The sequence below is a fragment of the Novosphingobium mathurense genome, assembly GCF_900168325.1.
Lineage (GTDB): Bacteria > Pseudomonadota > Alphaproteobacteria > Sphingomonadales > Sphingomonadaceae > Novosphingobium > Novosphingobium mathurense.
In genome coordinates this window covers 1,241,862-1,268,276 of sequence record NZ_FVZE01000001.1, presented here as the reverse complement: position 1 = coordinate 1,268,276, position 26,415 = coordinate 1,241,862, and the positions used below count along the sequence as shown (strand labels likewise).

25 protein-coding genes are annotated in these 26,415 nt (G+C 65.4%); 14 read left to right on the top strand and 11 right to left on the bottom strand.

Features of this window, described 5'->3' with window-relative positions:
* Positions 1–66 precede the first annotated feature (66 nt).
* Both B5483_RS06055 and B5483_RS06050 read left to right on the top strand, forming a co-directional pair.
* Entirely contained in the window at positions 67–882 is an 816-nt protein-coding gene (locus B5483_RS06055) for a 4-(cytidine 5'-diphospho)-2-C-methyl-D-erythritol kinase (RefSeq protein WP_079729734.1), read from the top strand.
* Positions 879–1,601, top strand: coding sequence for an N-formylglutamate amidohydrolase (locus tag B5483_RS06050; protein ID WP_079729733.1), 723 nt, complete (start codon positions 879–881; stop codon positions 1,599–1,601). Before B5483_RS06055 ends, B5483_RS06050 begins: the two co-directional genes overlap by 4 nt.
* A gap of 65 nt (positions 1,602–1,666) precedes the next feature.
* Here B5483_RS06050 and B5483_RS06045 read toward each other — a convergent pair whose 3' ends face one another.
* Positions 1,667–2,092, bottom strand: a complete 426-nt coding sequence (locus B5483_RS06045) for a DUF3806 domain-containing protein (protein WP_231634730.1) — start codon at positions 2,090–2,092, stop codon at positions 1,667–1,669.
* 219 nt (positions 2,093–2,311) lie between these two features.
* Between B5483_RS06045 and ilvD the strand changes: the two genes are divergently transcribed.
* The 4 genes from ilvD to B5483_RS06025 are packed head-to-tail and all read left to right on the top strand — an operon-like array spanning position 2,312 to position 7,281.
* Positions 2,312–4,168: a dihydroxy-acid dehydratase gene (gene ilvD / locus B5483_RS06040; RefSeq protein ID WP_054947426.1), complete on the top strand. Its 1,857-nt coding sequence runs from the start codon at positions 2,312–2,314 to the stop codon at positions 4,166–4,168.
* Positions 4,169–4,173: 5 nt separating this feature from the next.
* A complete protein-coding gene (locus tag B5483_RS06035) occupies positions 4,174–4,617 on the top strand; it encodes a hypothetical protein (RefSeq protein WP_079729732.1) in 444 nt (147 codons plus the stop codon).
* Complete coding sequence (locus tag B5483_RS06030; protein ID WP_079729731.1) at positions 4,577–6,016, top strand: NAD(P)H-hydrate epimerase; 1,440 nt, start codon at positions 4,577–4,579, stop codon at positions 6,014–6,016. The genes B5483_RS06035 and B5483_RS06030 overlap by 41 nt, the downstream gene beginning before the upstream one ends.
* On the top strand, positions 6,013–7,281 hold the full coding sequence (locus B5483_RS06025) for a class I SAM-dependent RNA methyltransferase (protein WP_079729730.1): 1,269 nt from the start codon (positions 6,013–6,015) through the stop codon (positions 7,279–7,281). Before B5483_RS06030 ends, B5483_RS06025 begins: the two co-directional genes overlap by 4 nt.
* Positions 7,282–7,312: 31 nt before the next feature.
* Here the strand turns inward: B5483_RS06025 and B5483_RS06020 are convergent, their stop codons facing one another.
* From B5483_RS06020 to B5483_RS05995, 6 genes are all read right to left on the bottom strand, one after another.
* Positions 7,313–7,573: a hypothetical protein gene (locus B5483_RS06020; RefSeq protein WP_079729729.1), complete on the bottom strand. Its 261-nt coding sequence runs from the start codon at positions 7,571–7,573 to the stop codon at positions 7,313–7,315.
* A gap of 126 nt (positions 7,574–7,699) precedes the next feature.
* The gene (locus tag B5483_RS06015) at positions 7,700–7,930 is read right to left on the bottom strand and encodes a hypothetical protein (protein WP_041559061.1); all 231 of its coding nucleotides are present in this window, start codon (positions 7,928–7,930) and stop codon (positions 7,700–7,702) included.
* Between the two features lie 77 nt (positions 7,931–8,007).
* Positions 8,008–8,436 (bottom strand): MAPEG family protein, encoded by a 429-nt coding sequence (locus B5483_RS06010; protein WP_054947431.1) that lies wholly within the window; start codon positions 8,434–8,436, stop codon positions 8,008–8,010.
* Between the two features lie 51 nt (positions 8,437–8,487).
* Positions 8,488–9,453, bottom strand: a complete 966-nt coding sequence (locus tag B5483_RS06005; RefSeq protein WP_054947432.1) for a threonine ammonia-lyase — start codon at positions 9,451–9,453, stop codon at positions 8,488–8,490.
* Positions 9,454–9,468: 15 nt separating this feature from the next.
* A complete protein-coding gene (locus B5483_RS06000; protein WP_139383914.1) occupies positions 9,469–10,113 on the bottom strand; it encodes a class I SAM-dependent methyltransferase in 645 nt (214 codons plus the stop codon).
* A complete protein-coding gene (locus B5483_RS05995) occupies positions 10,110–11,327 on the bottom strand; it encodes a BtaA family protein (protein ID WP_054947433.1) in 1,218 nt (405 codons plus the stop codon). The genes B5483_RS06000 and B5483_RS05995 overlap by 4 nt, the downstream gene beginning before the upstream one ends.
* A 220-nt stretch (positions 11,328–11,547) precedes the next feature.
* Between B5483_RS05995 and B5483_RS05990 the strand changes: the two genes are divergently transcribed.
* The 3 genes from B5483_RS05990 (at position 11,548) to B5483_RS05980 (ending at position 15,686) form a co-directional block, all read left to right on the top strand.
* Entirely contained in the window at positions 11,548–12,759 is a 1,212-nt protein-coding gene (locus tag B5483_RS05990; RefSeq protein ID WP_054947434.1) for a saccharopine dehydrogenase family protein, read from the top strand.
* Between the two features lie 128 nt (positions 12,760–12,887).
* On the top strand, positions 12,888–14,090 hold the full coding sequence (locus B5483_RS05985; RefSeq protein WP_079729897.1) for a carboxynorspermidine decarboxylase: 1,203 nt from the start codon (positions 12,888–12,890) through the stop codon (positions 14,088–14,090).
* A 369-nt stretch (positions 14,091–14,459) separates the two neighbouring features.
* Complete coding sequence (locus tag B5483_RS05980; protein WP_054947435.1) at positions 14,460–15,686, top strand: type III PLP-dependent enzyme; 1,227 nt, start codon at positions 14,460–14,462, stop codon at positions 15,684–15,686.
* A gap of 81 nt (positions 15,687–15,767) precedes the next feature.
* Here B5483_RS05980 and B5483_RS05975 read toward each other — a convergent pair whose 3' ends face one another.
* The 4 genes from B5483_RS05975 to murI all read right to left on the bottom strand — a co-directional run bounded on the left by B5483_RS05975 (position 15,768) and on the right by murI (position 20,029).
* Positions 15,768–16,868: an NADH:flavin oxidoreductase/NADH oxidase gene (locus tag B5483_RS05975; RefSeq protein WP_079729896.1), complete on the bottom strand. Its 1,101-nt coding sequence runs from the start codon at positions 16,866–16,868 to the stop codon at positions 15,768–15,770.
* A gap of 189 nt (positions 16,869–17,057) precedes the next feature.
* Positions 17,058–18,272, bottom strand: a complete 1,215-nt coding sequence (gene hemA, locus B5483_RS05970; RefSeq protein ID WP_054948342.1) for a 5-aminolevulinate synthase — start codon at positions 18,270–18,272, stop codon at positions 17,058–17,060.
* Positions 18,273–18,374: 102 nt separating this feature from the next.
* On the bottom strand, positions 18,375–19,187 hold the full coding sequence (locus B5483_RS05965; protein ID WP_079729728.1) for a hypothetical protein: 813 nt from the start codon (positions 19,185–19,187) through the stop codon (positions 18,375–18,377).
* Positions 19,184–20,029: a glutamate racemase gene (gene murI / locus B5483_RS05960; protein WP_079729727.1), complete on the bottom strand. Its 846-nt coding sequence runs from the start codon at positions 20,027–20,029 to the stop codon at positions 19,184–19,186. Before murI ends, B5483_RS05965 begins: the two co-directional genes overlap by 4 nt.
* Positions 20,030–20,123: 94 nt before the next feature.
* Between murI and plsY the strand changes: the two genes are divergently transcribed.
* From plsY to B5483_RS05935, 5 genes are all read left to right on the top strand, one after another.
* Entirely contained in the window at positions 20,124–20,711 is a 588-nt protein-coding gene (gene plsY, locus B5483_RS05955) for a glycerol-3-phosphate 1-O-acyltransferase PlsY (protein ID WP_054947642.1), read from the top strand.
* Between the two features lie 13 nt (positions 20,712–20,724).
* The gene (dprA, locus tag B5483_RS05950) at positions 20,725–21,840 is read left to right on the top strand and encodes a DNA-processing protein DprA (RefSeq protein WP_079729726.1); all 1,116 of its coding nucleotides are present in this window, start codon (positions 20,725–20,727) and stop codon (positions 21,838–21,840) included.
* A gap of 138 nt (positions 21,841–21,978) precedes the next feature.
* On the top strand, positions 21,979–24,591 hold the full coding sequence (gene topA / locus B5483_RS05945) for a type I DNA topoisomerase (protein WP_079729725.1): 2,613 nt from the start codon (positions 21,979–21,981) through the stop codon (positions 24,589–24,591).
* 70 nt (positions 24,592–24,661) lie between these two features.
* Entirely contained in the window at positions 24,662–24,841 is a 180-nt protein-coding gene (locus B5483_RS05940) for a hypothetical protein (protein WP_041559057.1), read from the top strand.
* 91 nt (positions 24,842–24,932) lie between these two features.
* Positions 24,933–26,405, top strand: a complete 1,473-nt coding sequence (locus tag B5483_RS05935) for an MFS transporter (RefSeq protein ID WP_245828832.1) — start codon at positions 24,933–24,935, stop codon at positions 26,403–26,405.
* Positions 26,406–26,415: the final 10 nt, after the last annotated feature.

The window sequence follows — 26,415 nt, the reverse complement described above, 5'->3', positions numbered from 1 at the left end:
CATAGCGCAATGACAGTGAAGCGTCGGGGGTTGCTCCGGCGCTTCACTCGTTTCAGGGAGGGGGCGATGACTCTTTCCGAAACCGCTTATGCGAAGATCAACCTCGCGCTGCACGTGCGCAGGCGTCGTGAGGACGGCTATCACGAGCTGGAGACCCTCTTCGCCTTCGTCGATGACGGCGACCGTCTCTCTGCCTCCCCCGCGGATCGCGACCACCTGACGACGCACGGCGAATTCGCCGGGAAGATCGACGATCCCTTCGGCAATATCGTCGCCAAGGCGCTCAAGGCCCTGCCGCATGGCAAGGGCTGGGCGGTCGATCTCGACAAGCGCCTGCCTGTCGCGGCGGGGCTGGGCGGTGGGTCGGCGGACGCGGGCGCGGTGTTCCGCATGGTCGAGCGGGCCCGGGGCCTGCCGGACGACTGGCAGGCGAAGGCGGCGAAGCTGGGCGCGGACGTGCCGGCCTGCGTCCTCTCGCGGCCGTGCATTGGTACGGGGACCGGAACCGAACTGGAAGAAGTGGCCGAAAACGATCTCGCCGGGTGCCCGGTCCTGCTCGTCAATCCGCGCGTGCCGGTGCCGACCGGGCCGGTGTTCAAGGCGTGGGACGGCAAGGATCGCGGGGCGATGCCGAAAGGCTCGCTGCGCGAGATTGCGCTTTGCGGGCGCAACGACCTGGAGGACCCGGCCATCGGCATCTGTCCGCAGGTGGCCGATGTGCTGGCGGCCCTGAAGCGCACAGAACCCTTCCTCGCCCGCATGTCCGGCTCGGGCGCGACCTGTTTTGCCCTCTACGACAGCTGCGATGCCATGCTGGCCGCTGCCGAGGCGATTGCGCGCGACCATCCCGAATACTGGCAGATGACCGGAGCCCTGCGTTGATTCACGAAGCCTATCGTATCGTCGGAACCCCGCGTTTCGGCGGCATCCTCGTCGTTGCCGATCATGCCTCGAACCGCGTTCCGGAGGACATCGCGCTCGGCATCGATGCGCCGCTGATGGACGAGCACATCGCCATCGACATCGGCGTTGCCGGGATCGCGGAGAAGATGGCGCGCAATACCGGCACGGCCGCCTTTCTCGGCAATGTCAGCCGCCTCGTGTGCGACACCAACCGAGACGAGAGCGACCCTGCCGCGATCCCCGAAAAGAGCGACGGCCGCGTCATTCCCGGCAATCTCGACATCGACCGGGAATCGCGACTGGCGCGCTTCCATCGCCCCTTTCACGACGCGCTGGGAGAGATCCTTCACGGCACCCCGCAGGCACTGACCCTGATCCTGCACAGCTTCACCCCGGCGCTGGAAACCCGGCCGGACGAGGAGCGCCCCTGGCACTGCGGCCTGCTCTACGACGAGGACGATCGCGGCGCGCGCCTTGCCGAGCCCTTGCTGGAGGCGGACGGCCTGATCGTCGGAGACCAGCTTCCCTACTCGGGCAAGATCTATAACTCGACGATCTGCCGCCACGTCGAAAGCGAGGGGCGCCCCTACCTCTACCTCGAAGTGCGGCAGGACCTGATCGCCGACGATGCCGGGCAGGAGGAGTGGGCCGAGCGCCTGACGCGCATCTGCAATCAGGTGGCGATCGGGCTGGAGTAGGGTTGGGGACGCGACCGAAGGTTTCGGCAGGCTTAGCCTGACCGTGGCAAAGCTCTCCCTTTGCGCTATTCCGCCTCGCCGCCGAAGGCGATCTCGTTCAGCTGTTCGCGCGTCTGTTCGTACATCATGTCGATGTCGACCCGCTCGCCTTCCTCGACGCGCTGCGAGATCATCGTGACCGGGAAGCACAGGATGCTGGTGCCCGGCCAGTTGAGCGCGGGCTGGCGGCCATACTCGTCGTCCACCGTGACCCAGTCGAGCATGAGGTCCTGCGCCAGCGCGTCTCCCATGGCGATTCCCAGCGACTGCAGCTTCCAGGTGTCTTCGGGGCCGACCCACCCTTGCGCCAGATTGGCGCGGATCACGGCCAGCTTGCCCTCGATCGTACCATAGGCCTCGTCGGGGTTGTTGGCGAAGTGGCCCTTGATCCATCCCCTGGCCAGATCGAGCCACTCTTGCTCCTCGGGTGCGAGGGTAAGGGGTTCCGGCATGTCCATGGAGCCATAATAGCAGCATGGCGCCCGGTGGCCAAAACCGGCCTGTGAATTGCCTGTGAGCAATCGCCGTGGGGGCCGGCCGCGCAAGAAAGGGTGCTGTGCGGGCGCAGTTCATGTTATTTTTTCGCTTCGGCTGCGGCCGCATATGGCGTAGGGGGCGCACCAAGTATCTATGCGCCCTGTGGGGCGCCTGTTTCGACCGGAGTTTCGCTGATGCCTGCCTATCGTTCCCGCACTTCCACCCACGGCCGCAACATGGCCGGTGCCCGTGGCCTGTGGCGCGCGACCGGCATGAAGGACGGCGATTTCGGCAAGCCGATCATTGCCGTGGTCAATTCCTTCACCCAGTTCGTGCCCGGTCACGTCCACCTCAAGGACCTTGGCCAGCTCGTCGCCGGGGAGATCGAGGCCGCGGGGGGCGTTGCCAAGGAATTCAACACCATCGCGGTCGACGACGGCATCGCCATGGGTCACGACGGCATGCTCTACTCGCTGCCGAGCCGTGACCTGATCGCCGACAGTGTCGAGTACATGGCCAATGCCCACTGCGCAGACGCGCTGGTGTGCATCTCGAACTGCGACAAGATCACCCCGGGCATGCTCATGGCCGCGCTGCGTCTGAACATTCCGGCGGTCTTCGTTTCGGGCGGGCCGATGGAAGCGGGCAAGGTCGTCCTCAAGGGCAAGGAACATGCGCTCGACCTGGTCGATGCCATGGTCGCCGCTGCCGACGAGAGCTACACCGACGAGGAAGTCACCGCGATCGAGCGTTCGGCCTGTCCGACTTGCGGTTCGTGCTCGGGCATGTTCACGGCCAACTCGATGAACTGCCTCACCGAAGCGCTGGGCCTTTCGCTGCCGGGCAACGGTTCGGTGCTGGCCACCCATGCCGACCGCGAGAAGCTGTTTCGCGAGGCGGGCCGTCTGGTCGTCGACCTGTGCCACCGCTACTACGAGCAGGAGGACGAAAGCGTCCTGCCGCGCAAGATCGCCAGCTTCGGCGCCTTCGAGAACGCGATGAGCCTCGACATCGCCATGGGCGGTTCGACCAACACTGTGCTGCACCTGCTTGCCGCGGCATACGAAGCCGGCGTGGACTTCACCATGACCGACATCGACCGGCTCTCGCGCAAGGTGCCGTGCCTGTCCAAGGTCGCTCCGGCCAAGTCCGACGTCCACATGGAAGACGTTCACCGCGCCGGCGGCATCATGGCGATCCTCGGCGAGCTGGACCGGGCCGGACTGATCCATCGCGATCTGCCCACCGTTCACAGCCGCACCCTTGGCGATGCGCTGGAGCGCTGGGACATCGTGCGCACCAAGGACGCCTCGGTGCAGGAATTCTTCAAGGCGGCTCCGGGAGGCGTGCCCACGCAGACCGCGTTCAGCCAGTCGCGCCGCTGGAAGGAACTGGATATCGACCGCGAAGGCGGCGTGATCCGTTCCAAGGAACATGCCTTCAGCCAGGACGGCGGCCTTGCTGTCCTGTCGGGCAATGTCGCGCTCGACGGTTGCATCGTGAAGACGGCGGGCGTGGACGACAGCATCCTTAAGTTCACCGGCCCGGCGCGGGTCTATGAAAGCCAGGATGCGGCGGTTGCCGGAATTCTCGGCGGCGAAGTGGTTGCCGGCGACGTTGTCGTCATCCGCTACGAAGGACCGCGGGGCGGACCGGGCATGCAGGAAATGCTCTATCCGACCAGCTACCTCAAGTCGAAGGGCCTCGGCGCAGCTTGTGCGCTGATCACCGACGGACGCTTCTCGGGCGGTACTTCGGGCCTGTCGATCGGCCACGTTTCGCCCGAAGCGGCCGAAGGCGGGGCGATCGGTCTGGTCGAGAACGGCGACGTGATCGAGATCGACATTCCGGGCCGCTCCATCTCGCTCAAGATCTCGGACGAGGAACTGGCTACGCGTCGCGCCAGGATGGAAGCGCGCGGGGCCGACGCCTGGGCGCCGGTCCATCCGCGCAAGCGCAAGGTTTCGGTCGCACTGCAGGCCTATGCGGCAATGACCACCAGTGCCGCACGCGGCGCAGTGCGCGACGTAAGCCAGCTCAAGCGGAGCTGATCCGCATGGCGCACTGCGCGGTGGTTGACGGACTTTCGCGTGGCGCGCTCGCGCTTTTGCCGTTCCTCGCGCTCGTAGCCTGCTCGGGCGGGGAGCCGCAGGCGCCCGCAACGGCCGCAGGCGCCGATCACGTCGCCTGCGCGGTGAGCGGGGCTGACAATCTGGCCGATGTTTGCGCGGTTGAGCGCGACGAGGTCGACGGCAAGCTCATGCTCGTCGTGCATCATCCCGATGGCGCCTTTCGCCGCTTCGAAGTGCTGACCGACGGGCGCGGCGTTGCCGTGGCCGACGGTGCGGACGAGGCGGTGACCGCGCTCAGGGATGGTTCGCTCGACGTAACCGTGGGCACGGACCGCTATGTCTTCCCTGCGAAGGTGCGACCGATGCAGGATGCCACCGGAGAACCTGATGTCCAGCGAACAGACGCACTGCAATCTGACGCAAACTGACCAGATCCTCACTGTCGCGCAGATGCGCGATGCCGAACAGGCGCTGATCGATGCCGGGACATCGGTCGACGAGCTGATGCAGGTGGCGGGGCGCGGAGCTGCTGACTGGGTCTGGCGGTTGGCCGGACAGCACAAGGTCACGGTCCTGTGCGGTCCGGGCAACAACGGCGGCGACGGCTATGTGATTGCCGAGGCGATCCGCGAGCGCGGGGGCGATGCCGTGGTCATCGCCGCAACCGAGCCTAAGACGGACGCCGCCCGAAATGCGCGGACGCTCTACAAGGGCAAAGTGATCGCCCTCGATGGCCTTGGCGGCGATGCCCGGCTCGAAGGCGACGTCTTCGTGGACTGCCTGTTCGGCAGCGGCCTAGCACGTCCCCTGACCGCGGAGCACGCGGCCATCGTCAACGTGCTGGCGGCATCGCACCGCCTGTCGGTGGCGGTCGACCTGCCGAGCGGGGTCCAGTCCGATAGCGGCATGTTGCTCAACGAGTGCCTGCCGCAGTACGACCTGACGATTGCCCTGGGGGCCTGGAAGTTCGCGCATTTCCTGATGCCTGCTTCGGCGCGCATGGGGGCCTTGCGGCTGGTCCCGATCGGCGTCGAGCCGGTCGAGGGTGCTGCCGTCGCGGTTGCGCGCCCGACAATTGGCGCACCGGCCCCGGATTCGCATAAGTACAAGCGCGGACTTCTCGCCGTCGTGGGCGGGGCCATGCCGGGCGCGGCGATCCTTGCCAGCATAGCGGCGCAGGGCGCGGGCGCGGGCTATGTGAAACTCTTTGCCGACAGCAAGCGCAATGCGCCTGCCGATCTCGTTGTCGATACCGGCGCGCTGTCCGATGTGCTGGCCGACGACCGCAACAGCGCAGTTCTGGTTGGCCCGGGCCTCGGCCGCAACGCTCTGGCGCGCGAGAGATTGGCGATCGCACTCGCCGATGCGGTGCCTGCCGTGGTCGATGCCGACGCGCTGATCCTGCTTGGTCCGCGCCAACTTGCCGAGCGGCAGGCGGCGACGATCGCCACGCCCCATGAAGGCGAAATGGTTGCGCTCGAACGTGCCTTCGACCTCGATGGCAGCGGTTCGCGGCCCGAGCGCGCCCTCGCGCTGGCGGCGGAAAGCGGTATGGTCGTGGTTGCCAAGGGGCCGGATACGGTCATCGCCGCGCCCGATGGCCGTCTGGCCTGCGCGCCGCGCGCAACTGCGTGGCTTTCGACCGCCGGAACCGGGGACGTGCTTGCCGGGGCCATTGCCAGCCGCGTTGCGAGCGGAGTGCCCGCCTTCGAGGCAGCCTGCGAGGGCATATGGCTCCACGGCGAGGCTGCGCGGGTTTGTCCGCCGGCTTTCACGGCCGGACAGCTTGCCGAGAGGATACCGGCTGCGCTAGCGGCCTGTCTGTGAGCGAAACCGAAGAAATCCTGCGCATCGCCTCCAAGGGCGATGGCGTTACCGCAAGTGGCCGATTTGCCTGGGGTGCCGCCCCGGGGGACCTGCTGCGCGAGGACGGCACCCTGGAATGGGGACCGCACCACGTGGAGCCGCCGTGCCGCCATTTCGGCCGTTGCGGTGGCTGCCAGCTGCAGCAGCTCGACGAAGAGAGCCTTGCCGCGTTCGTCGAGGCGCGCGTGGCCAATGCCTCGGTCTCGCAGGAGCTGGGCGCCGAGACGATCACGCCGCCGCATCTCTCGCCGCCGATGAGCCGCCGCCGCGTGTCGCTGCGTGCGGAAAGTTCGGGTGGCCGCATCGTCGTCGGTTTCCGCGAGGCGCGTTCGCACCGGCTTGTCGAGCTGGAGGAATGCCATGTGATGGCGCCTGAGCTTGCGGCGCTTCTTGCACCCTTGCGCAAGCTGCTGATCACGATGGGCAAGGGCGCGGCCAAGCCGAAGAAGGGCGGGAAGCAGGGACGGCGCGCGGAAAAGGGCGGCGCCATGCCGCGCATGGCTGCCGATATCGAAATGACGCTGGTCGAGCAGGGCGTTGACCTTGGCGTGAAGGGCCTGGCCACAGAGGGGCTCGCGGCGACCGAGGCCATGCTCGACTTCGCGCGGGACCATGGCCTTGCGCGCCTGACCATGGACGGCGGCTATGGGCATGAGGTCGTCTGGGAGCCCGAGCCGGTCACGGTAAAGCTGGGCGAAGTCTCGGTGCCGTTCCCTCCGGGCAGCTTCCTGCAGGCAACGCTCGACGGCGAGGAGACGCTGGTCGGCGCAGCGAAGGAATGGCTTGCCGGGATGCCGACGGTCGCGGACCTGTTCTCCGGGCTGGGCACTTTCGCTTTCGCACTGGCCGGGCCGGACACGAAGGTGCTGGCTGCAGAGGCCGCGCGCGATGCGCACCTTGCCTGCAAGGCCGCTGCGGATCGTTCGCAGCAACCGGTTTTCGCCGTTCACCGCGACCTGTTCCGCAATCCGCTGCAGGCGGACGAGTTGGGCAAGTTCGCCGCCGTTCTGCTGGATCCGCCGCGCGCCGGCGCGCGCGAACAGGTGGATTGCATCGCCGAATCGAGCGTCGGGCGGGTGGTCTACATTTCCTGCAACCCGTCGAGCTGGTCGCGCGATGCCGCACGGCTGATCGAGGCGGGGTTCCGGCTCGGCGAACTGCGCCCGGTTGGCCAGTTCCGCTGGTCGACGCACGTCGAGCTGGCGAGCCTGTTCGTAAGGGACTGAGCGGGCGCGGGCGGCCTGGGCCGCTGCTGCGCTATTCTCCGGCGGCCTTGGCCATCATGTCCATGAAGTCGCGCGCGGCCTCGCGGTCTTCCTCGCTTTTGAAGGCGATGTCGAGGTCGGGCGCAGCGCCGAACATGTACATCAGCGTCCACAGCGCGAACTTGCGGCTGCGGTCCTTCTCCATCCCGAAGTCGACCTTCATGCGGTCGATCCCGACCTCCAGCGTGGTCGGGGCAATGGTGGTGAGGTCCTCGGTGCCGAAGTAGCGGCGGAGCTGGTCGTCGAAATCCATGCGCCACGCCTTAGCAGCAGGCGCGCATCACGCGAAGCTGCAATGTTATGCAGTGGGGTGTGATGCAAGACGGAGTGAGGCAGGGCATTCGGTGACGGCCGTGCCGGTTGGCGGGCGGCCGAGGGTTCAGTCGCGCCGCTTCGTCCATCCCAGGCAGGAAGCGCAAAGCTGGTAGGAAACGATGCCCCAGGCGCTGGCGATGAACCCGACGAAGAATGTGTACCAGTTCAGGCCCCACCCGGTTTGGAGGACCTTGTCCACCAGCGAGGTCAGGGTCAGCAGGATGAAGAAGACCACTACGCCGAAGAAGGCGTATTTTCCCGGCTTGATAGCCGGAAAAGAGCGACCAGCTGCCACGCTCGAACTCCCAAATTCATTGTTTCTTGAAAGTACAATATGCCGATTCGGCGCCTCGGTCCAGAGCCTGCCGGGCCTCAGAACATGGCGAGGGCCGCGCGTGCGACGAGGAACATCAGGCAGAAGCTCGAGAGCGCGAAGATCCCGAAGCGCAGGGTGACCCTGTTGATCGTCGACTGCACGATCGAATGGATCACCCGCAGGATAACGTAGGCCCAGCCGATCTGGGCATTGAGCCCGTCGCCCTGGCCGATGATGGCAAGGGTGATCGCTACGGCATAGAAGACGGTCGGCGCTTCGTGCAGGTGGTTGTAATTGTGGGCCTTCCACTGCACCTGCGCCGGCAGGATGTTGTCGAGCGTCAGCGCGGGATCGTTGACCAGTTCCTCGGGATCGACCTTGGCGGCGCTGAGGGCCGGAATGCGGGTGCCGTAGAGCCAGAACCACATGATCATGGTCCAAGCGGCCAGCGCCACCACCGGTTGCAGTATCGCCATTCCGATCATTAGATTTCCCCCTCTGCCAGTGCCTAAGCGTCTGCCGAGACGGGGAACTTGTCAATCGTTCCCGGCGAGTACCGCGGCAAAGCTAGCGGCATCGGTATTGCCGCCGGACAGTACGATTGCGGTGCGCGGCGCCAGTTCGACCTTGCCCGCCAGAACGGCGGCCAGTGCCGCCGCACCGCCCGGCTCGACGACAAGGCGCAGTTTCTGGAATGCCAGACGCTGCGCGGCCCGAATTTCCGCAGGTGTGGCGACAAGGCCGAAGGGGCAACGTGCCTTGAGCACTTCGAAATTGACCGGTCGTGTTGCGGGCGTCTGCAGGGCATCGCAGGCGGTAGGCGGCGCATCGCGTGAAACCGGGACGATCTCGCCCGCTTCAAGGCTGCGGCAGACGTCGTCCCACCCTTCCGGTTCGACCGGGATCACGCGCGAATCGGGGCAGGCGAGGGCAAGGCCTGCGGCAAGACCGCCGCCGCCGCAAGGTGTGACGAGGAGATCGGGCGCACCGTCCATCTGCCGGGCAATCTCGATCCCGACGGAGCCTTGACCCTCGATGATCCACGGGTCGCCGAAGGCATGGACGAGGGTGGCGCCGCGCTCTGCAGAAAGGCGCTCGGCCACTTCGTCGCGGTCCTCGCCGCCCGGCCTGTCGTAGAGCACGACTTCTGCGCCCAGCGCGCGGGTGTTCGCGAGCTTCACCTGCGGTGCGTCGAGAGGCATGACGATGGTTGCGGCGATGCCCAGTTCGCGCGCGGCCCAGGCGACCCCCTGGGCGTGGTTGCCGCTCGACACGCCGATGACACCGCGCTTGCGCTCGTCCCCGGACAACGCCGTCAGGCGATGCCAGGCGCCGCGGATCTTGAAGGCGCCGACCGGTTGCAGGCACTCGGCCTTGCACCAGATCGTCGTGCCCTCGACCTCGAGCGGGAGCAGGGGAGTCATGGGCAGGATTTCGCCGACCTTGCGCGCGGCGAGGCTGACGCCCTCGGCGGTCGGCTTGCGGGGGGATGCATTGCTCATCGCCGCGCTATAGGCTCAGCGCGAGATATGCACCATCTGGTAATAGCCGAGCGGCCCGCGCATGTGCTCCAGTTTCAGGCGCCTGTCGTTCGCAATCCGGGCGCACACCGTTTGCAGCTCCACGCGCGGGGTGACGTGGAAATGCGCCAGCCACTTGCGCAATCCCCCGGCGAGCGGCGTCGGTAGGCCTGAGAGGTCTCCGAAGTCGACGATGCGCACGGAGCCGCCCGGGGCCAGCGCCGCGACCGCTTGCTCCAGTGCGGCTTCCCAGCCCGGGATCATCGAGAGTGCATAGGACAGGACGACGCGATCGAAGCCCTCGCGTCCGAACAGGTTGCGTGCATCGAAGCAGGTGGCATCGCCGAGTGCCAGGTGACCGGAAAAGCCAAGCCGCTTGCGGGCGTTCTTGAGCATTTCGGCGGAGATATCGAGGCCGTGGCACTGCACGCCGGGCCAGCGTCGGGCGATGAGCTGCAGGTTGCGTCCGGTGCCGCAGCCCAGTTCGAGTACGGCGTGACTGGCGCGGCATTCGAGTTCGTCGATCAGCCGGTCGCGGCCGAACAGGTAGTACTTGCGCGTCAGGTCGTAAATGTGGCGCTGGCCGCGATAGACCCTGTCCATCAGCGCGGCATGGTCGGTCGCAGGTGTCGAACCGGTCACGGGCGCAACGCGTAGAGGTGGACGCCGCCATAGATCGAGGAACGGTCGGCTCGCGTCGCGGCCTGCGACTCCGCCTCGCGGTATTCCCAGCGATCGAGGATGGCGTCGGGCACGCGGCCCGGCAGCAGCGAGGGCTCGGCGGCCGTGCGGAACAGCACGCGCGAGCCCGGTCGGGCAGTGCGGGAGATCTGGCTCCATAGCTCGGCCAGTTGCCCGTCGGTCATCCAGTCCTGCGCGTCGAGCAGGATGTAGCGGTCGTAGGATACATCGTCGGCTTCGGCGAGGACCTGGGTGAAATTGGCGTGGCGCACGGTGAGCCGGTCGAGCCGTTCGCGCACGAGGGGCAGGTTGCCGCGCTGCAGGTACGGCGGCAGCGGGTGCTCCGCGCCGCGCCCGTAGCCGCGTCCGAAGGCCTGCCAGGCGAAGTAGTTGTCGTTGACCGGAAAGTGGCACGCCAGCTTTTCGAGCCGGGCGCGCAGGACGTCGGCCATGCGCTGCTCGCCGGCCAGAGCGGTGTACTGCGCGGGGGGAATGCCAAGCCCGAACAGCGAGGCGGGGTGATTGGTCAGCCAGCGCACGAGGCGCCGTTCGAAGATGGGCGCGAACCGCTCGTCGAAGACGCGGCGCTGGTCCTCGAGCGATCCTGCACCGAGGATCTCGGCCGGATCGATCCGGTACAGCCTGGCAAGGATGTGGGCGAGGCCGATGAAGTTGCCGAGCAGGCCGTGCTTGTAGATACCCCGGGTAAAGGCGCCGATCCGACGGCGGCCGACGATGTCGCGGCCTTCCCAATAGCGGCGCGTGGCCTCGTCGAGATGGGGGGCGAGCAGCAGAGAGTAGGTCTCGACGTTGGAAGGATGATCGGCCTCGGCGATGAAGCGGCGCACGTTCGCATAGTCCGGCAAGTGGCGCACCGCGGCGTGCTTGAGCTTGTTGAGGGCGATGTGCGCGGTGTTGAGGTCGACGCAGGTGATCGAGTGCGGGTTGGCCGTCAGGTAGCTCAGTGCATTGCAGCCGCCGCTGGCGATGGTGATGATGCGGCTTTCCGGTCCGATCTGCAGCGCATCCATGTCCGCCACCGGGTCTTCCCAGATCTGGGCATAGACCAGGCCCTTGAAAGCCATGGCGAAAGCCTTGTCGAGCAGGCGCGAGAGGCGGGGGGATTCGTGGCGGACAACAGCCTTCTCGATGAGGGTCGAGGCACTCTTGGGCATCTGGGTCAGTCCTTCGCCGCTGACGGTTCTGGGGCTTTTGTGCGCGGTGCGTGACCGGGTGATGACGCGACGATGGCAGTTTATGACAGCCCGGGAATCGAAAAATCCGTGAACCCCGGGCGCGGATCGGCGTTGAGTTGTCACACAGGCATTCTATATGCGGCCTTTCGCACCTGTTCGTGCGCGCCGCAGTTGCAGGCGAATTGAAGGAGAATACCCGGTGAGCAAGGTTCTGGTGATCGGCGCAGGCGGCGTCGGCTCGGTCGCAGTCCACAAGATGGCGATGAACCCGAATATCTTCAGTGACATCCACCTCGCCAGCCGCACGGTCTCCAAGTGCGAGGCGATTGCGGAATCGGTGAAGGATCGCACCGGCGTGACGATCGGCACTTACGCCATCGACGCCGACGATGTGGAAGCCACTTCGGCGCTGATCCGCTCGATCGGCCCCGAGCTTGTCGTCAATCTCGCGCTGCCTTACCAGGACCTGGCGATCATGGACGCCTGCCTTGCGACCGGCGTGAACTACATGGACACGGCGAACTACGAGCCCAAGGACGTGGCGAAGTTCGAGTACCGCTGGCAGTGGGAATATCAGGACCGCTTCAAGGACGCCGGGCTCATGGCGCTGCTCGGTTCGGGCTTCGATCCGGGTGTTACCAGCGTGTTCGCGATGTGGCTCAAGAAGCACAAGCTCAAGACCATCCGCACGCTCGACATTCTCGACTGCAATGGCGGCGATCACGGCCAGGCCTTCGCGACCAACTTCAACCCGGAAATCAACATCCGCGAAGTGACCGCGCCCGCGCGCCACTGGGAGAACGGCGAATTCGTCGAGACCCCGGCGATGGGCGTGAAGCAGTCGTTCGACTTCGAGGCGGTCGGCCCGAAGAACATGTACATGATGTACCATGAGGAACTGGAAAGCCTTGCGAAGTTCATCCCCGAGATGGAGCGCGCGCGCTTCTGGATGACTTTCGGCGACGAGTACATCAAGCACCTGACCGTGCTGCAGAACGTGGGCATGACCCGCATCGATCCGGTCATCTACAACGGTGTCGAGATCGTCCCGCTGCAGTTCCTCAAGGCGGTCCTGCCCGAGCCGGCCTCGCTCGGCCCGACGACCAAGGGCAAGACCAACATCGGCGATATCGCGACCGGCGAGGCACTCGACGGATCGGGTGAGAAGACGTTCTACATCAAGAACATCTGCGACCATGAGGACGCTTACGAGGAAACCGGAAACCAGGCGGTGAGCTACACCACCGGCGTTCCGGCGATGATCGGTGCCGCCATGGTGCTGACCGGCGCCTGGAAGGGTGAGGGCGTGTTCAACATGGAGCAGTTCGACCCCGATCCGTTCATGGCGATGCTCAACGAGCACGGTCTGCCGTGGACCTGCGAGGAACTGGCCGAACCGCTGCCGTTCTGAGGTTTTCGGCCGCAAGGCCGTTATTGCGAAAGTAGCGAAGCAATCCGGGGTGTTGCAGGATCGGCTCCGGATTGCTTCGACGCAATTGCGCCTCGCAGTGACGGGGCGATGCTGCAGGTGTGAAAGATATGGAAACCAGAGCCGGTGATCCGGGCGCCTTCGCCCAATTCGACCTGTCGCGCGTCGACAGTCCCAGCTTCGTCGTCGACGCCGCCAAGCTGCGCGACAACCTGCGCATACTCTCCGAAATCGGCGAGCGTTCGGGCGCCAAAGTGCTCTCGGCGCTCAAGGCGTTCTCGATGTGGTCGACTGCACCGATCATCGGCGAGTATCTCGACGGCGTGTGCACTTCTGGCCTGTGGGAAGCGCGGCTGGCCTCCGAGTTCTACGACGGCGAGATCGCGACGTATTGCGCGGCCTACAAGCCCGACGACCTCGACGAGATCCTGCGCCTTTCGGACCACGTGATCTTCAATTCGCCCCAGCAGATCGAGCGTTGCTGGCCGATCATCGAGGCCGCCCGTGCCCGGGGTGAGGACTTCGATATCGGGCTGCGTATCAACCCGCTGCATCCCGAGGGCGAAGTGCCCCGCTACGATCCGTGCGCGCCGCATTCGCGACTGGGTTTCCCGATCGACCAGTTGACCGACGAGCATGTCGCGATGATCGACGGCGTGCACATGCATACGCTGTGCGAGCAGGATTTCGAACCGCTCCACCGGACGTGGGACAAGGTGTTCGACTATCTCGAACCCTATTTCGGCCAGTTCAAGTGGATCAACATCGGCGGTGGCCACCACATCACCCGTGCCGACTACCAGCGCGACGAGCTGGTGGAGTTCCTGCGCGACATGGCCGAGGACACCGGTGCGGAAATCTATCTGGAACCGGGTGAGGCGGTGGCACTCGACGCCGGCATCCTCGTCGGCACGATCCTCGACGTGGGCTTCAACGGGATGCCGGTGGCGATTACCGACATTTCGGCAACCTGCCACATGCCCGACGTGATCGAGGCACCCTACCGCCCGGCGATGCTGGGTGAAGTGCCCATCGACGGCGACGACCTCGTCGATGAGGCGCAAGGGGGCAGGGTCCGTCTTGGCGGGCCGTCCTGTCTCGCAGGCGATGTGATCGGCGACTATGCGCTTCCGGTCGAGGCCAAGCCGGGCGAACGCTTCGCCTTTCTCGATCAGGCCCACTACTCGATGGTCAAGACCACGACCTTCAACGGGGTGCCGCTTCCTTCGATCTGGTTGTGGGATTCGGAAACGGATTCGCTCGAGTGCGTCCGCAAGTTCGCATACGAGGATTTCCGCGACCGCTTGAGTTGAAAGGCTTAGGCGAGTAGGGGCGTTTCGTCTCAACACAGGCCCTGTCGGTCCCCTTGGCGGCGAGTCGCCGGGACCTTCATGTTAGCGCTGACGTTGATAATGGTGTGCGGGGCGGATTTGCCGCCTCGGGTTTGCATTTTTCCGAGTGGAGAGATTTCTGGGTAACCTACGGAAATCACAGGAGATAGTCACCGGTAACCACCCTGCCGAGCAGGGCTGGAAACCCTATGTGACGTTTTTGTGAATCCTCCGGATTTTCACTTGCGATTCATCACCGCAGGCTTATATCCCGCCCCTCGCTGCCCCATGGGGACTTCCAAACCGCAAGGCAGCTTTTGACGCTAACACACCGATTGGGGGTCCCTTGAGTTGCTCGAACATCCTGACGCACCGGCTGTAGTTCGCGCCCTCGCGCCCGACGAACCCGTTATTCTGAACCGCCCGCACGCTGCTGCGCGCGCTGCCCGCTTCTTTGCAACGAAGTTCCCGGGCAAGTCGCTCTATGCCGTGAAGGCGAATCCCTCCCCGGATCTCGTGCAAATCCTGTGGGATAACGGCATCACGCATTACGATGTCGCCTCGATTGCCGAGGTGCGCATGGTCCGCGGCGTCCTGCCCAAGGCAACGCTGTGCTTCATGCACCCGGTCAAGACGGCGAGCGCCATTCGCGAGGCCTATCGCGTTCATGGCGTGCGTACCTTCAGCCTCGACACGCAGGAGGAACTGGAAAAGATCCTCGCCGCGACCGTCGACGATGAAGGCAATGTCGCCACTGACCTGCGCCTTTGCGTGCGCCTGCGCGTCTCTTCCGAGTATTCGGAGCTAAGCCTGGCCTCGAAGTTCGGCATCGACCTGGCCGATGCCGCGCCGCTGCTGCAGGCGACCCGCCAGGTCGCCGACTGGCTCGGCGTCTGCTTCCACGTGGGCTCGCAGGCGATGACGCCTTTCGCCTATGTCCAGGCGCTGGAACGCGCACGTGCCGCGATTGCCGATGCCGGCGTGGTCATCGACATGATCGATGTCGGCGGCGGGTTCCCGTCGAGCTATCCGGGCATGGAGCCGCCGCCGCTAGAGGACTACTTCGCGATCATCCATCGCCACTTCGAGGCCCTGCCGATCGCCTACAACGCCGAACTCTGGTGCGAACCGGGCCGGGCGCTGTCGGCCGAGTACAACTCGCTGATCGTCAAGGTCGAGAAGCGTCGCGGCGACGAGCTCTACATCAACGATGGCGCTTACGGCGCACTCTACGATGCAGCGCATGTCGCATGGCGCTTCCCGGTACGGCACCTGCCGCGCGGTGGCAGCAACGATAATGTTGCGATCGACGTTGCGGAAATGCAGGAATTCTCGTTCTACGGCCCGACTTGCGACGATGCCGACTTCATGGAGGGCCCCTTCATGCTGCCGGCGGATATCAAGGCGGGTGACTGGATCGAGGTCGGCATGCTCGGCGCTTACGGCGCGGCCATGCGCACGGCCTTCAACGGCTTCGGTCAGGGCGATGTCGTGACCGTGTCGGACGAACCGATGGCGAGCCTCTACACCGGCCGCAAGGATCCGCGCGTTTCGGACAACGTCGTCTCGCTGCGCTGACCTGCACGGCACAGACCGGAATTGAAAAGCCCACCGCAGCAAGGCTGCGGTGGGCTTTCTCGTTTCTGGCTGCGATGCCGGTCAGGCCTGTTCGAACAGGTCCCTGTAAGTGTGCGGCTGGCAACGCAGGTACTGCGGGGACACCTTGACCCTTGCGCCTAGCTTGGCGGCGGCATGCCAGGGCCAGCGCGGATCGTAGAGGACGGTGCGGGCAATCGCGATCATGTCGGCGTCCCCGGTGGCAACGATGGCTTCTGCCTGTTCCGGCTCGGTAATCAGGCCGACCGCGATGACCGGCATCGATACCGACTCCTTGACCTTTCGTGCCAGCGGAACCTGATAGTTGGGGCCGACGGGAATCTTCTGATCGGGATGCAGGCCACCGCTGGAGACGTGGATGGCATCGCAGCCGCGCGCTTCGAGCGCGCGGGCAAAGGCGATGGTCTGCTCGACGTCCCACCCACCGTCGACCCAGTCGGTGCCCGACACGCGTACGGTCACGGGCTTGTCGGCCGGGAATGCCGCGCGCACGGCGTCGTAGACTTCGAGGGGGAAGCGCAGGCGGTTTTCGAGGCTGCCGCCGTATTCATCCTCGCGTCGGTTGGAGAGCGGTGAGAGGAACTGGTGCAGCAGGTAACCGTGCGCCGCGTGGATCTGGATGGCATCCATGCCAAGGCGGGCAGCGCGGCGTGCGGAGTCCGCAAAGGCATCGCGAATGCGGGCAAGGCCAGCGGCATCGAGGGCTTCAGGTGGGTTCTCATGGGTCTGGAAGGGCGCTGCCGACGCTGAAACGGTCTGCCATCCGTTTTCCTCGCCGGGTGCGATCTGCGCGCCGCCGTCCCACGGACGCGTCGTGCTGGCCTTGCGGCCCGCATGGGCGAGTTGCAGTGCGATCGGCATGTCCGACCAGCGCCGCACGCTTTCGAGGACCTTGCCCATCGCCGCTTCGGTTTCATCGTCCCACAGTCCGACGTCGGCGTAAGTGATACGTCCTTCCGGCGCGACCGCAGCGGCCTCGATGGTGAGGATGCCCGCGCCGGATTGGGCAAGGGTGCCCAGGTGGATCGTGTGCCAGTCGGTCATGCGACCGTCTTGGGCGGAGTACTGGCACATCGGCGCGATGACGATCCGGTTGGCGAGGGTCAGTTTGCCGACCTGAATCGGCTCGAAAAGCTTTGCCATGTCATTCCTCATGATCATGTCGCGGTCGGGGGGAGGGCGAATGCGTCCCGTGAGGAGGCGCGCGCAGCCGCGACGGGGAGCACTTGGGGATTGGCGGTATCAGAAAAAAGGGCTCCGCCGCACCAGCGGGGAGCCCTGAGGAGTAGAAATTGTTGCAGGCGTCAAAGAGAGCCTGGTCAAGCCCGATTGTCAGGCGGCCAGCTTCATCTCCATGCGCTCCCAGATCTCGACCAGCGCGTTGGTCAGGTCGCGCATCATGGCTTCCGTATGGGCCGGGCCGGGGGTGAAGCGCAGGCGCTCGGTGCCGCGCGGCACGGTCGGGAAGTTGATCGGCTGGACATAGGCGCCGTATTCGGCAAGCAGAATGTCGCTGATCTTCTTGGCCTTGACCGGATCGCCCACCATCAGCGGGACGATGTGCGTGGTCGAATCCATGACCGGCAGGCCCGCGTCGCGGAACATCTGCTTGAGCATGGCGGCCGAGCGCTGCTGGCCGTCGCGTTCCTCGCTCGAGCTCTTGAGGTGCTTCACCGAAGCGAGCACGCCCGCAACGAGGACCGGCGAGAGCGAGGTGGTGAAGATGAAGCCCGGGGCATACGAACGGATGCAGTCGATGATCTTGGTATCGGCCGCGATGTAGCCGCCCATGACGCCGAATGCCTTGCCCAGCGTACCTTCGATGATGTCGATGCGGTGAGCCGCCTCGTCGCGGTCGGTGATGCCGCCGCCGCGCGGGCCGTACATGCCGACTGCGTGAACCTCGTCGATGTAGGTGAGGGCGTTGTACTTGTCGGCCAGGTCGCAGATCGCGTGGATCGGGGCGATGTCGCCGTCCATCGAATAGACCGACTCGAACGCGATCAGCTTGGGCACTGCGGGATCGGTTTCGGCCAGAAGTTCCTCGAGGTGTTCGAGATCGTTGTGGCGGAAGACCTTCTTTTCGCAGCCCGAATTGCGGATGCCCGCGATCATGCTGGCGTGGTTGAGTTCGTCCGAGAAGATGATGCAGCCGGGCAGCAGCTTGGCCAGCGTCGACAGCGTGGCGTCGTTCGAGACGTAGCCGGAGGTGAACAGCAGCGCGCCCTGCTTGCCGTGCAGGTCGGCCAGCTCGCTCTCAAGCTCGATGTGATAGTGTGTGTTGCCGCCGATGTTGCGGGTGCCGCCCGAACCGGCGCCGACGTCGTGCAGCGCCTCTTCCATCGCTTCGATGACCTTGGGGTGCTGGCCCATCGCAAGGTAGTCGTTCGAGCACCAGACCGTGATCGGCTTCGGGCCGTTATGACCGGCGAAGCATCGTGCGTTGGGGTAGGCCCCCTTGTTGCGCAGGATGTCGATGAAGACTCGGTAGCGGCCTTCGGAGTGCAGGCGTTCGATGGCCTGGTCGAAAATGTGCTCGTAGTTCACGTAGGCGTTGTCCTGCGTTACTTGTGCCGGGCCTTCTACCCTATAGACGGCGGCCGTTTACATTATACTTCGGTTCATGACCAGTCAGTTGTCTCAGTCACCTTAATTGGAGAATCCGCGCTTTGCCGAGGTGAGCGCAGACGGTTCATGGCCCGATATGATGGTCATATGCGGAGCGGAGCGTGCCAGGGCATTGATCGTCATCAACCAGGAGACGATTTCCCTGCGCTCCGGCGCGCGCAAGTGGCCGGTGACCATGCGCGCCGGGGGCAGCACGTCCTTCCAGCTGCTGTCGATCATCGCGGCATCCCCGGTGAAGAGGAATTCGTGCCCGTCCGCAAGGCGGGTGTAGACCATGTTCGAAGCCACGGTGAGGCCGGTAAGCGGGATGACCACGACACCTGGCGCCACGGCTTGCGGCTCTTCCGTCTTGGCCGCGAACATCTCCCTGGCGCGCAGCAGGCTGAATCCGTCGTTGGCATTGTGCAGCGGGTGGTTGACGAGCGCCAGTGAAAGGCTGGCCTTCCGAGCCGCCGTGTTGATCCGGCGCTCGGCCATGCTGTCGAAATCGCGGACATCGTATTGCTTGGCGACGGCGGCCGTCGGGCCGCCGTCGATAATGATCGGGGCATGGCCCGGCACGATCAGCTCATAGGCCCGCAGCGCGGTGCGGGCAGGGCGCAGGCCGGTACCAGCTGCGAGCCTGTTGCTGACGATGTAGCGAATGCCGACTTGCTCGTAGTTCAGTGCGATCGGCTTTTGGCCGGGCATGCTTTCGGCAAGGGAGCGCAACTGCGCGATGCTCAGCGACTTGGGCCTGGCATCGTAGCGGTCGGCGTCGAGCTGGAACCAGTAGTAGGGCACACCGACGAAAAGGATCAGTGCCAGAAGAAACAGGTTCAGCCTTGGAGTCAAAATTTACCGCTCTCAGTCAGCCCATAATGCGCCAGCGCTTCCCGGTATGCATCCGGCGTGCCTTCCGAGCCGGTGAATAACGCCCGGTCGGGTACATGGCGACTGCATTCCTGCCCGTCAGTGAGGCGTGCGATCTGGCGTGCGATACCTGCGGCGCCATGCACGAAGCGCACATCCGGACCGAAAACCTCGGCCAGTTCGGTCCTGAGCAGCGGGAAATGCGTGCAGGCGAGAACGACGGTGTCGATCCGCTCCCCGTCGGGCCTCGATCGCAGGGCCTCTGCTGCCTCGCGGATGATCTTCATGTCCACTTGCTCGCCGCGCAATTTCGCTTCGGCAGCCTCGACGAGGCCCGGAGCACCGTGGCGCAGGAGGATCTTGTCGGCGGCGAACTCGTGCTCGAGTCGGTCGACGTAGGCTTGCCGAATCGTCGCTTCGGTGCCGAGCAGGCCGATCACGCCGCTGCGCGTCATTGCCGCAGCCGGCTTGATCGCGGGCACGGTGCCCACGATCGGAACCTCGAGAACGTCGCGAACCATGCCAAGGGCGATCGTCGACGCGGTATTGCAGGCGATGCACACGAGTCGGGGCTTGAAACGCTCCGTCATGCGGCCGAGCAGCCCGGCGACGCGCGCGGCGACTTGCGCCTCGCTTTTGGAGCCATAGGGCAGACCGGCCGTATCCGCTGCGTAAATCACCGGCATGGCGGGCTGGAGCTTGCGCACTTCTTCCAGGACCGTGAGGCCACCCACACCCGAGTCGAACAGGAGAATCGGCGCGGACGGGTCGCTGCAGGCCCGTTTGCCTGCGGTCTGCCCGGTGCTGGAACTATCGGAGGACATCGTTTTTCCCTGAACCTTGCGACCTGTTAACCGCTGCCATGACGAAAGAGCAACTAGGCTTCGCCATTCCAGAGCAAACGGCTAAGGGAGGCGCATGCAGTGGATATTCGCTTTGGCACTGGGCTACGCGCTCGGCTCCGTACCCTTTGGCCTCATCATCACCCGAATTGCCGGTGCGGGCGACTTGCGCTCGATCGGTTCGGGCAACATCGGCGCAACCAACGTGCTGCGTACCGGACGCAAGGGGCTGGCTGCGGCCACGCTCCTGCTCGATCTCCTCAAGGGTCTGGCCGCCGTCCTGATTGCCGCGGCCGTCTGGCCGGAATGGGTCTGGCTGGCCGCTCTCGGCGCCTTCCTGGGGCACTGTTTCCCGGTCTGGCTGAGGTTTCGCGGCGGCAAGGGCGTGGCGACGACGGCGGGCATCGCCTTCGGCCTCGCCTGGCCGGTGGGGCTTGCCTATGCGCTGACCTGGATCGGCCTGCTCCTGACAGTGAAGATTTCCTCGGTCGCGGGCATGACCGCGGCGGTGGTGGCTCCGTTGGTGGCTCTCGTGCTGGGGCATCAGGACGCCGCGCTCGTGCTGGCCGTGATCGCAGCGATCGTGCTGTTCCAGCATCGCGAGAACATCGCGCGGCTGCGCGCCGGAACCGAACCGAGGGTGGGCGGCAGCAAGAAGTCCTGACAGGGGCCTGCGTGTGAGCGGGGGGCAGACGCTCGCCGCAATCGACAGGGATGAAGCGCTCGCGCGCATTCGCCTGCTGCGCTCGCCCAACGTCGGTCCCGTCACTTACGCGCACCTGCTCGCGCGCTTCGGCGATGCGCGCCGGTCCGTCGATGCGCTTCCCGAAATCGCGGGGCGATCCGGAAAGCGCTATCGGGCGGTGCCCGAGCATGTCGCCCTCGATGAAGCCCGGGCCGTACGCCGTGCGGGGGCTCGCTACCTGTTTCACGACGCGCCCGATTATCCGCCGCTGCTTGCCGCCAGCGAGGGGGCGCCGCCGATCCTCATCGTCAGGGGCGATACCGCAATCCTTGAGGCACCTTGCGTCGCCATGGTGGGCGCGCGCAACGCTTCGGCAGCGGCTGTCCGGCTGGCCCGGACGCTCGCCGGAGAGCTCGCCGAGGCGGGCGTCACGGTCGTCTCGGGTCTCGCCCGCGGCATCGATGGCGCCGCGCACGACGGCGCGCTGAGCGCATCGGGTGCGACGGTGGGCGTCATCGCCAGCGGCATCGACGTGACCTATCCGCCCGAACACGCCGATCTGCAGGAACGTATCGCCCGAGAGGGTCTGCTGATCGCCGAGCAGCCGCCGGGCACCGATCCGCTGGCGCGGCACTTCCCCGCGCGCAACCGGATCATCGCCGGGCTCTGTGCAGGAACCCTGGTGGTCGAGGCCGCACCGCGTTCCGGTTCGCTGATCACGGCGCGGCTGGCCGGGGAGATGGGCCGGGAAGTCATGGCCATCCCCGGTTCGCCGCTCGACCCGCGTTCGCACGGTTGCAACCAGCTGATCCGGGATGGTGCGATACTCGTGCAGCGGGCAGAGGACGTGACCGAGCTGCTCGGGGGCTTTGCCGGGGCGCCGCAATCCGCTCTGCGCGAAGCGGCGCCGGACTGGGCCCTGTGCGACGACCTTTCCGATGCAGAGCCTGCGCCGATCGCCGATCTGCTCACCACCGCGCCAGTGCCGGTGGATGAACTGATCCGACAGTCGGGAGCCAGCGCTTCGGCGGTTCAGCTCGCACTCCTCGAACTGGAGATCACCGGCGCGCTGGTGCGTCACGCGGGCGGCCGCGTCAGTCTGGCGTAATCCCCGGCGATGGTTTTCCGGCCTTGTTCGCAGCGAGATTGATGCCCCCTTGACGGCTGCTCAAAGCCCGACCCAACTTGTACGTGTGTATATGTGTGCGTACATGCGCACGCGCGTAGCGCTTATCGAAAGTCTGAAATGCAGCTTGTCATCGTCGAATCGCCGGCCAAGGCGAAAACCATCGAAAAGTACCTGGGCAAGGACTTCAAGGTCCTGGCGAGTTACGGCCACGTCCGCGATCTTCCGCCCAAGGATGGCTCGGTTCGCCCTGACGAGGGCTTCGAAATGGACTGGGAGCTTTACGGGGACAAGCAGAAGCAGGTCCGCGCGATCACCGATGCCGCGAAAGCTTCCGACCGACTGATCCTCGCGACTGACCCTGATCGCGAAGGCGAGGCGATTTCGTGGCACGTGCTGGAACTGCTCAAGAAGCGCCGCGCGCTGCCCAAGGACGTGCAGCGCGTGACCTTCAACGCCATCACCAAGGACACGGTGACCAAGGCGATGCAGGCCCCGCGCGAACTCGATCAGGACCTGATCGATGCCTACCTCGCCCGCCGCGCGCTCGACTACCTGTTCGGCTTCACGCTTTCGCCGGTCCTCTGGCGCAAGCTGCCGGGTGCCAAGTCTGCGGGTCGCGTGCAGTCCGTGGCGCTGCGCCTGATCGTCGACCGCGAGCGTGAGATCGAGGCATTCAGGCCGCAGGAATACTGGTCCGTCGCCGCGCTCATGGAGCAGGACGGAACGCCCTTCACTGCCAAGCTGGTCGCCTTCGAGGGCCAGAAGCTCGATCGCCTGAGCATCGGCGACGAAGGCACCGCGATGCGCGCCAAGGCCGCCGTGGAGCAGGGCGCCTTCAAGGTCGAGAACGTCGAGACCAAGCCGCATCGCCGCAATCCGCAGCCGCCGTTCACGACGTCGACGCTGCAGCAGGAAGCCTCGCGCAAGCTCGGCTTCTCGGCCAGCCAGACGATGCGCGTGGCGCAGTCGCTCTACGAAGCGGGCGCGATCACCTACATGCGTACCGACGGCGTGCAGATGGACCCTTCGGCCATTTCCGCCTGCCGCAAGGCGATCTCGGACCGCTACGACGGGCACTATCTCCCGGAAAAGCCGCGTCACTACGAGACCAAGGCGAAGAACGCGCAGGAAGCCCACGAGGCGATCCGTCCTACCGAGTTCACACGCGACCGTTTCGGCTCGGGCGACGAGGCTCGCCTCTACGACCTGATCTTCAAGCGCGCGATGGCGAGCCAGATGGCCTCTGCCGCCCTGGAGCGTACGACGATCACGCTGCGCGACGGCACCGGGCGCAACGAACTGCGCGCCACCGGTCAGGTCGTGAAGTTCCCCGGCTTCCTCGCAGTCTACGAGGAAGGGCGCGACCAGAAGGACGACGACGACGAATCCGGCCTGCTGCCGATGATGCGCAACGGCGATGCGCCCGCGAAGAAGGACGTGACTGCCGAGCAGCACTTCACCCAGCCGCCGCCGCGCTTCTCCGAGGCAAGCCTCGTCAAGCGGCTGGAGGAACTGGGCATCGGCCGTCCCTCGACATATGCCGCGACGATCCAGGTCCTCAAGGACCGCAATTACGTTCGCACAGAGAAAAACCGTTTCTTCGCAGAGGAATCGGGGCGACTTCTCACCGCGTTTCTCGAACGCTTCTTCGAACGCTACGTGGCCTATGACTTCACCGCGGGCATGGAAGAGGAACTCGATGACGTGTCGGGTGGTCGCCATGCGTGGAAAGAACTGCTCGAGGCTTTCTGGCGCGACTTCAAACCGAAGTCCGACGAGGTGATGGAGCGCAAGCCCTCGGAAGTGACCGAGGTGCTCGACGAGTTCCTGTCCGACTACCTGTTCCCGCCGAAGGATGACGGGTCCGACCCGCGCGCCTGCCCCAAGTGCGCCGATGGCAGACTGGCGCTGCGCGGAGGGCGCTACGGAGCCTTCGTCGCCTGTTCGAACTATCCGGAGTGCAAGTTCACCCGCAAGTTCGCGCAGCCCGGCGGCAACGGCGAGCAGGCCGACGACGAGGAATTGGGCAAGCACCCTGAGACCGGCGAGGAAATTACCCGTCGGGTCGGTCGCTTCGGTCCCTACATCCAGTTGGGCGAGGGCAAGGAAGCCAAGCGCGCCTCGATCCCCAAGGACATCGACGAGCTTACGCTGGACTGGGCGCTCAAGCTGCTCAGCCTTCCGCGCGAGGTGGGCAAGCACCCCGAGACCGGCAAGGAAATCGTCGCGAATATAGGGCGTTATGGGCCGTACCTGCTCCATGACGGCAAGTACGGCAAGCTGCGCACTACCGCCGACGTGTTCGAGACGGGCATGAATGCGGCCGTCTCGATTCTGGCTGAAGCCGCGCAAGGCGGCGGGCGCGGTCAGCGCGCCAAGGCAGAACCGCTCAAGGTGCTGGGCAAGCACCCGACAAGCGAGGGTGAGATGAAGGTCATGGTGGGACGCTACGGCCCCTACGTCACCGACGGCACGACCAACGCAACCCTCCCGCGCGACCAGAAGCCCGAGGACCTGACTGCCGAACAGGCCATTGCCCTGATCGACGCCAAGGCCGCCAAGGGGCCGGCCAAGGGCAAGAAGAAGGCTCCGGCGAAGAAGGCCACCGCCAAGAAGGCTCCCGCGAAAAAGGCTGCGGCGAAAAAGGCTCCGGCCAAGAAAGCCGCGAGCGGTTCTTCGGAAGCCGGCTCCGAACAGGACGGCGAGGTTCCCTGGGACGTGGACGCGTGAGTGCACTCGGGCCGGATCTGTCTGGTCGCGTCCGTCTCGTTGCCATGCAACCGACAAAGGAGAACAGGCAATGAGCCAGAAGATCGCCAAGCACAAGCAGCCCTGGAAACCCGATGAACTGCAGAAGCTGCAAATGCTTGCGGGCAAGGGCAAGGGGCTCAAGGAGATTGCCAAGGCGCTGAACCGCACCGAGGAATCGACGAAGGATGCGGCCCGCCAGCACGGCATGACGATTGCCAAACTGCGCTGACGCTCGGACCCTGTGGTTGCGGTTTATGCAACTATAGGGAATTTTATGGCGATTGCCGGGAGACAACGGGCTGCCTAGGCGTTTCCCTGTTATGCTGCAGTTGCGAAACGATATGTCTTCGGCTTCGGATGGGAAGTCGGTTGGTGGCAGCCTCGACTTCGCCGATGATGCGATGCCTGCCAACTCGGATGCATCCGGCGGGGAACGCCACGAGGACGATGGCCTTGCCATGCCACGCCGGATCTGGGCGATCATCGCCATATCCTTCGGTACGGCGCTCTTCGTTCTGGACGGTACGATCGCCAACGTCGCCCTGCCGACGATTGCGCGGGACCTGCATGTCGAGGGCGGGGCGATCGTCAATGTCGTTACCCTGTACCAGCTCGTCATGGTCATGGCATTGCTGCCGTTCTCCAATCTGGGCGAGCGGCTGGGCCTGCGCCGGGTCTACCAGATCGGCCAGGTCATCTTCATGGCGGCCTCGGCGCTCACGCTCCTCGTCAATTCGCTGCCGGCCCTGCTGATGGTCCGGGTCGGGCAGGCACTGGGTGCCGGCATGGCGATGAGCGTGTCGACGGCGATGATCCGGCAGATCTATCCCAAGACGAAGCTTGGCAGCGGCCTTGGGATCAACTCAGTGATCGTGGCGTCCTCGAATGCCATTGCGCCGGTTCTCGGCGGCCTGATCGTTGCGCGTGCTGACTGGCGGCTGATCTTCGTGGCCGCTGTCCCCTGCGCGCTGATATCGCTGATGATCGGACGCTTCCTGCCCGACCCGGTGCGCGGCAAGATTCCGTTCAACTGGCGTTCCGGCCTGTGGAGCGCGGCGACATTCGCCATGCTCGTGGGCGGCATCGAACTGGCGGTCCATGGTGGCTGGCTGGTTGCCGGCATGGCCGTGGCACTGGCCGGCCTGGCCTCGGCGTTGCTGCTGGCACGCAGCGAAAGGGCGCGGACCAATCCGGTCTTCCCTGTGGATCTGCTGTCACGCCCGGCCATCGGCATCTCGATTCTGGCGGCCATGGCCGGTTTCATCGGCTCGGCGGGGCTCGTCGTCGCGCTGCCTTTCCGTCTGGAGCAGGGCATGGGCTTCAGTCCGCCCGAAGTGGGATTGCTGATCCTGCCCCTGCCGCTGACGATGCTGTTCGTTTCCCCTGCGGCGGGATGGTTGTCCGACCGCGTTTCGCCCTCGATCCTCGGACTGACCGGCATGGTGATCGCCGCCGTCGGCCTGGCCTTGCTGGCCTTCATGCCGGTTCACGCAGGAGCGGCGGCGATTGCCTGGCGCCTTGTCGTCTGCGCAGTGGGCTTCGGCCTGTTCTTCTCCCCCAATGCGCGCATGGTCGTGAGCAATGCCCCGCGTGAACGGACGGCCGCGGCGGGCGGATTGCTGGCGACCGGACGACTATTCGGCCAGACACTGGGCGCGGCCTCGATCGGCCTGTTTCTTTCTTTCGGAGCCGGACTGGGCCCGGTCCCGATGCTGTTCGCAGCGGGGCTGGCGCTGCTGGCCGGGCTGGGCAGCCTCACGCGCTGGCGGGTGGCCGAGAACCCGCGCGATTGAGCGGCTTGGC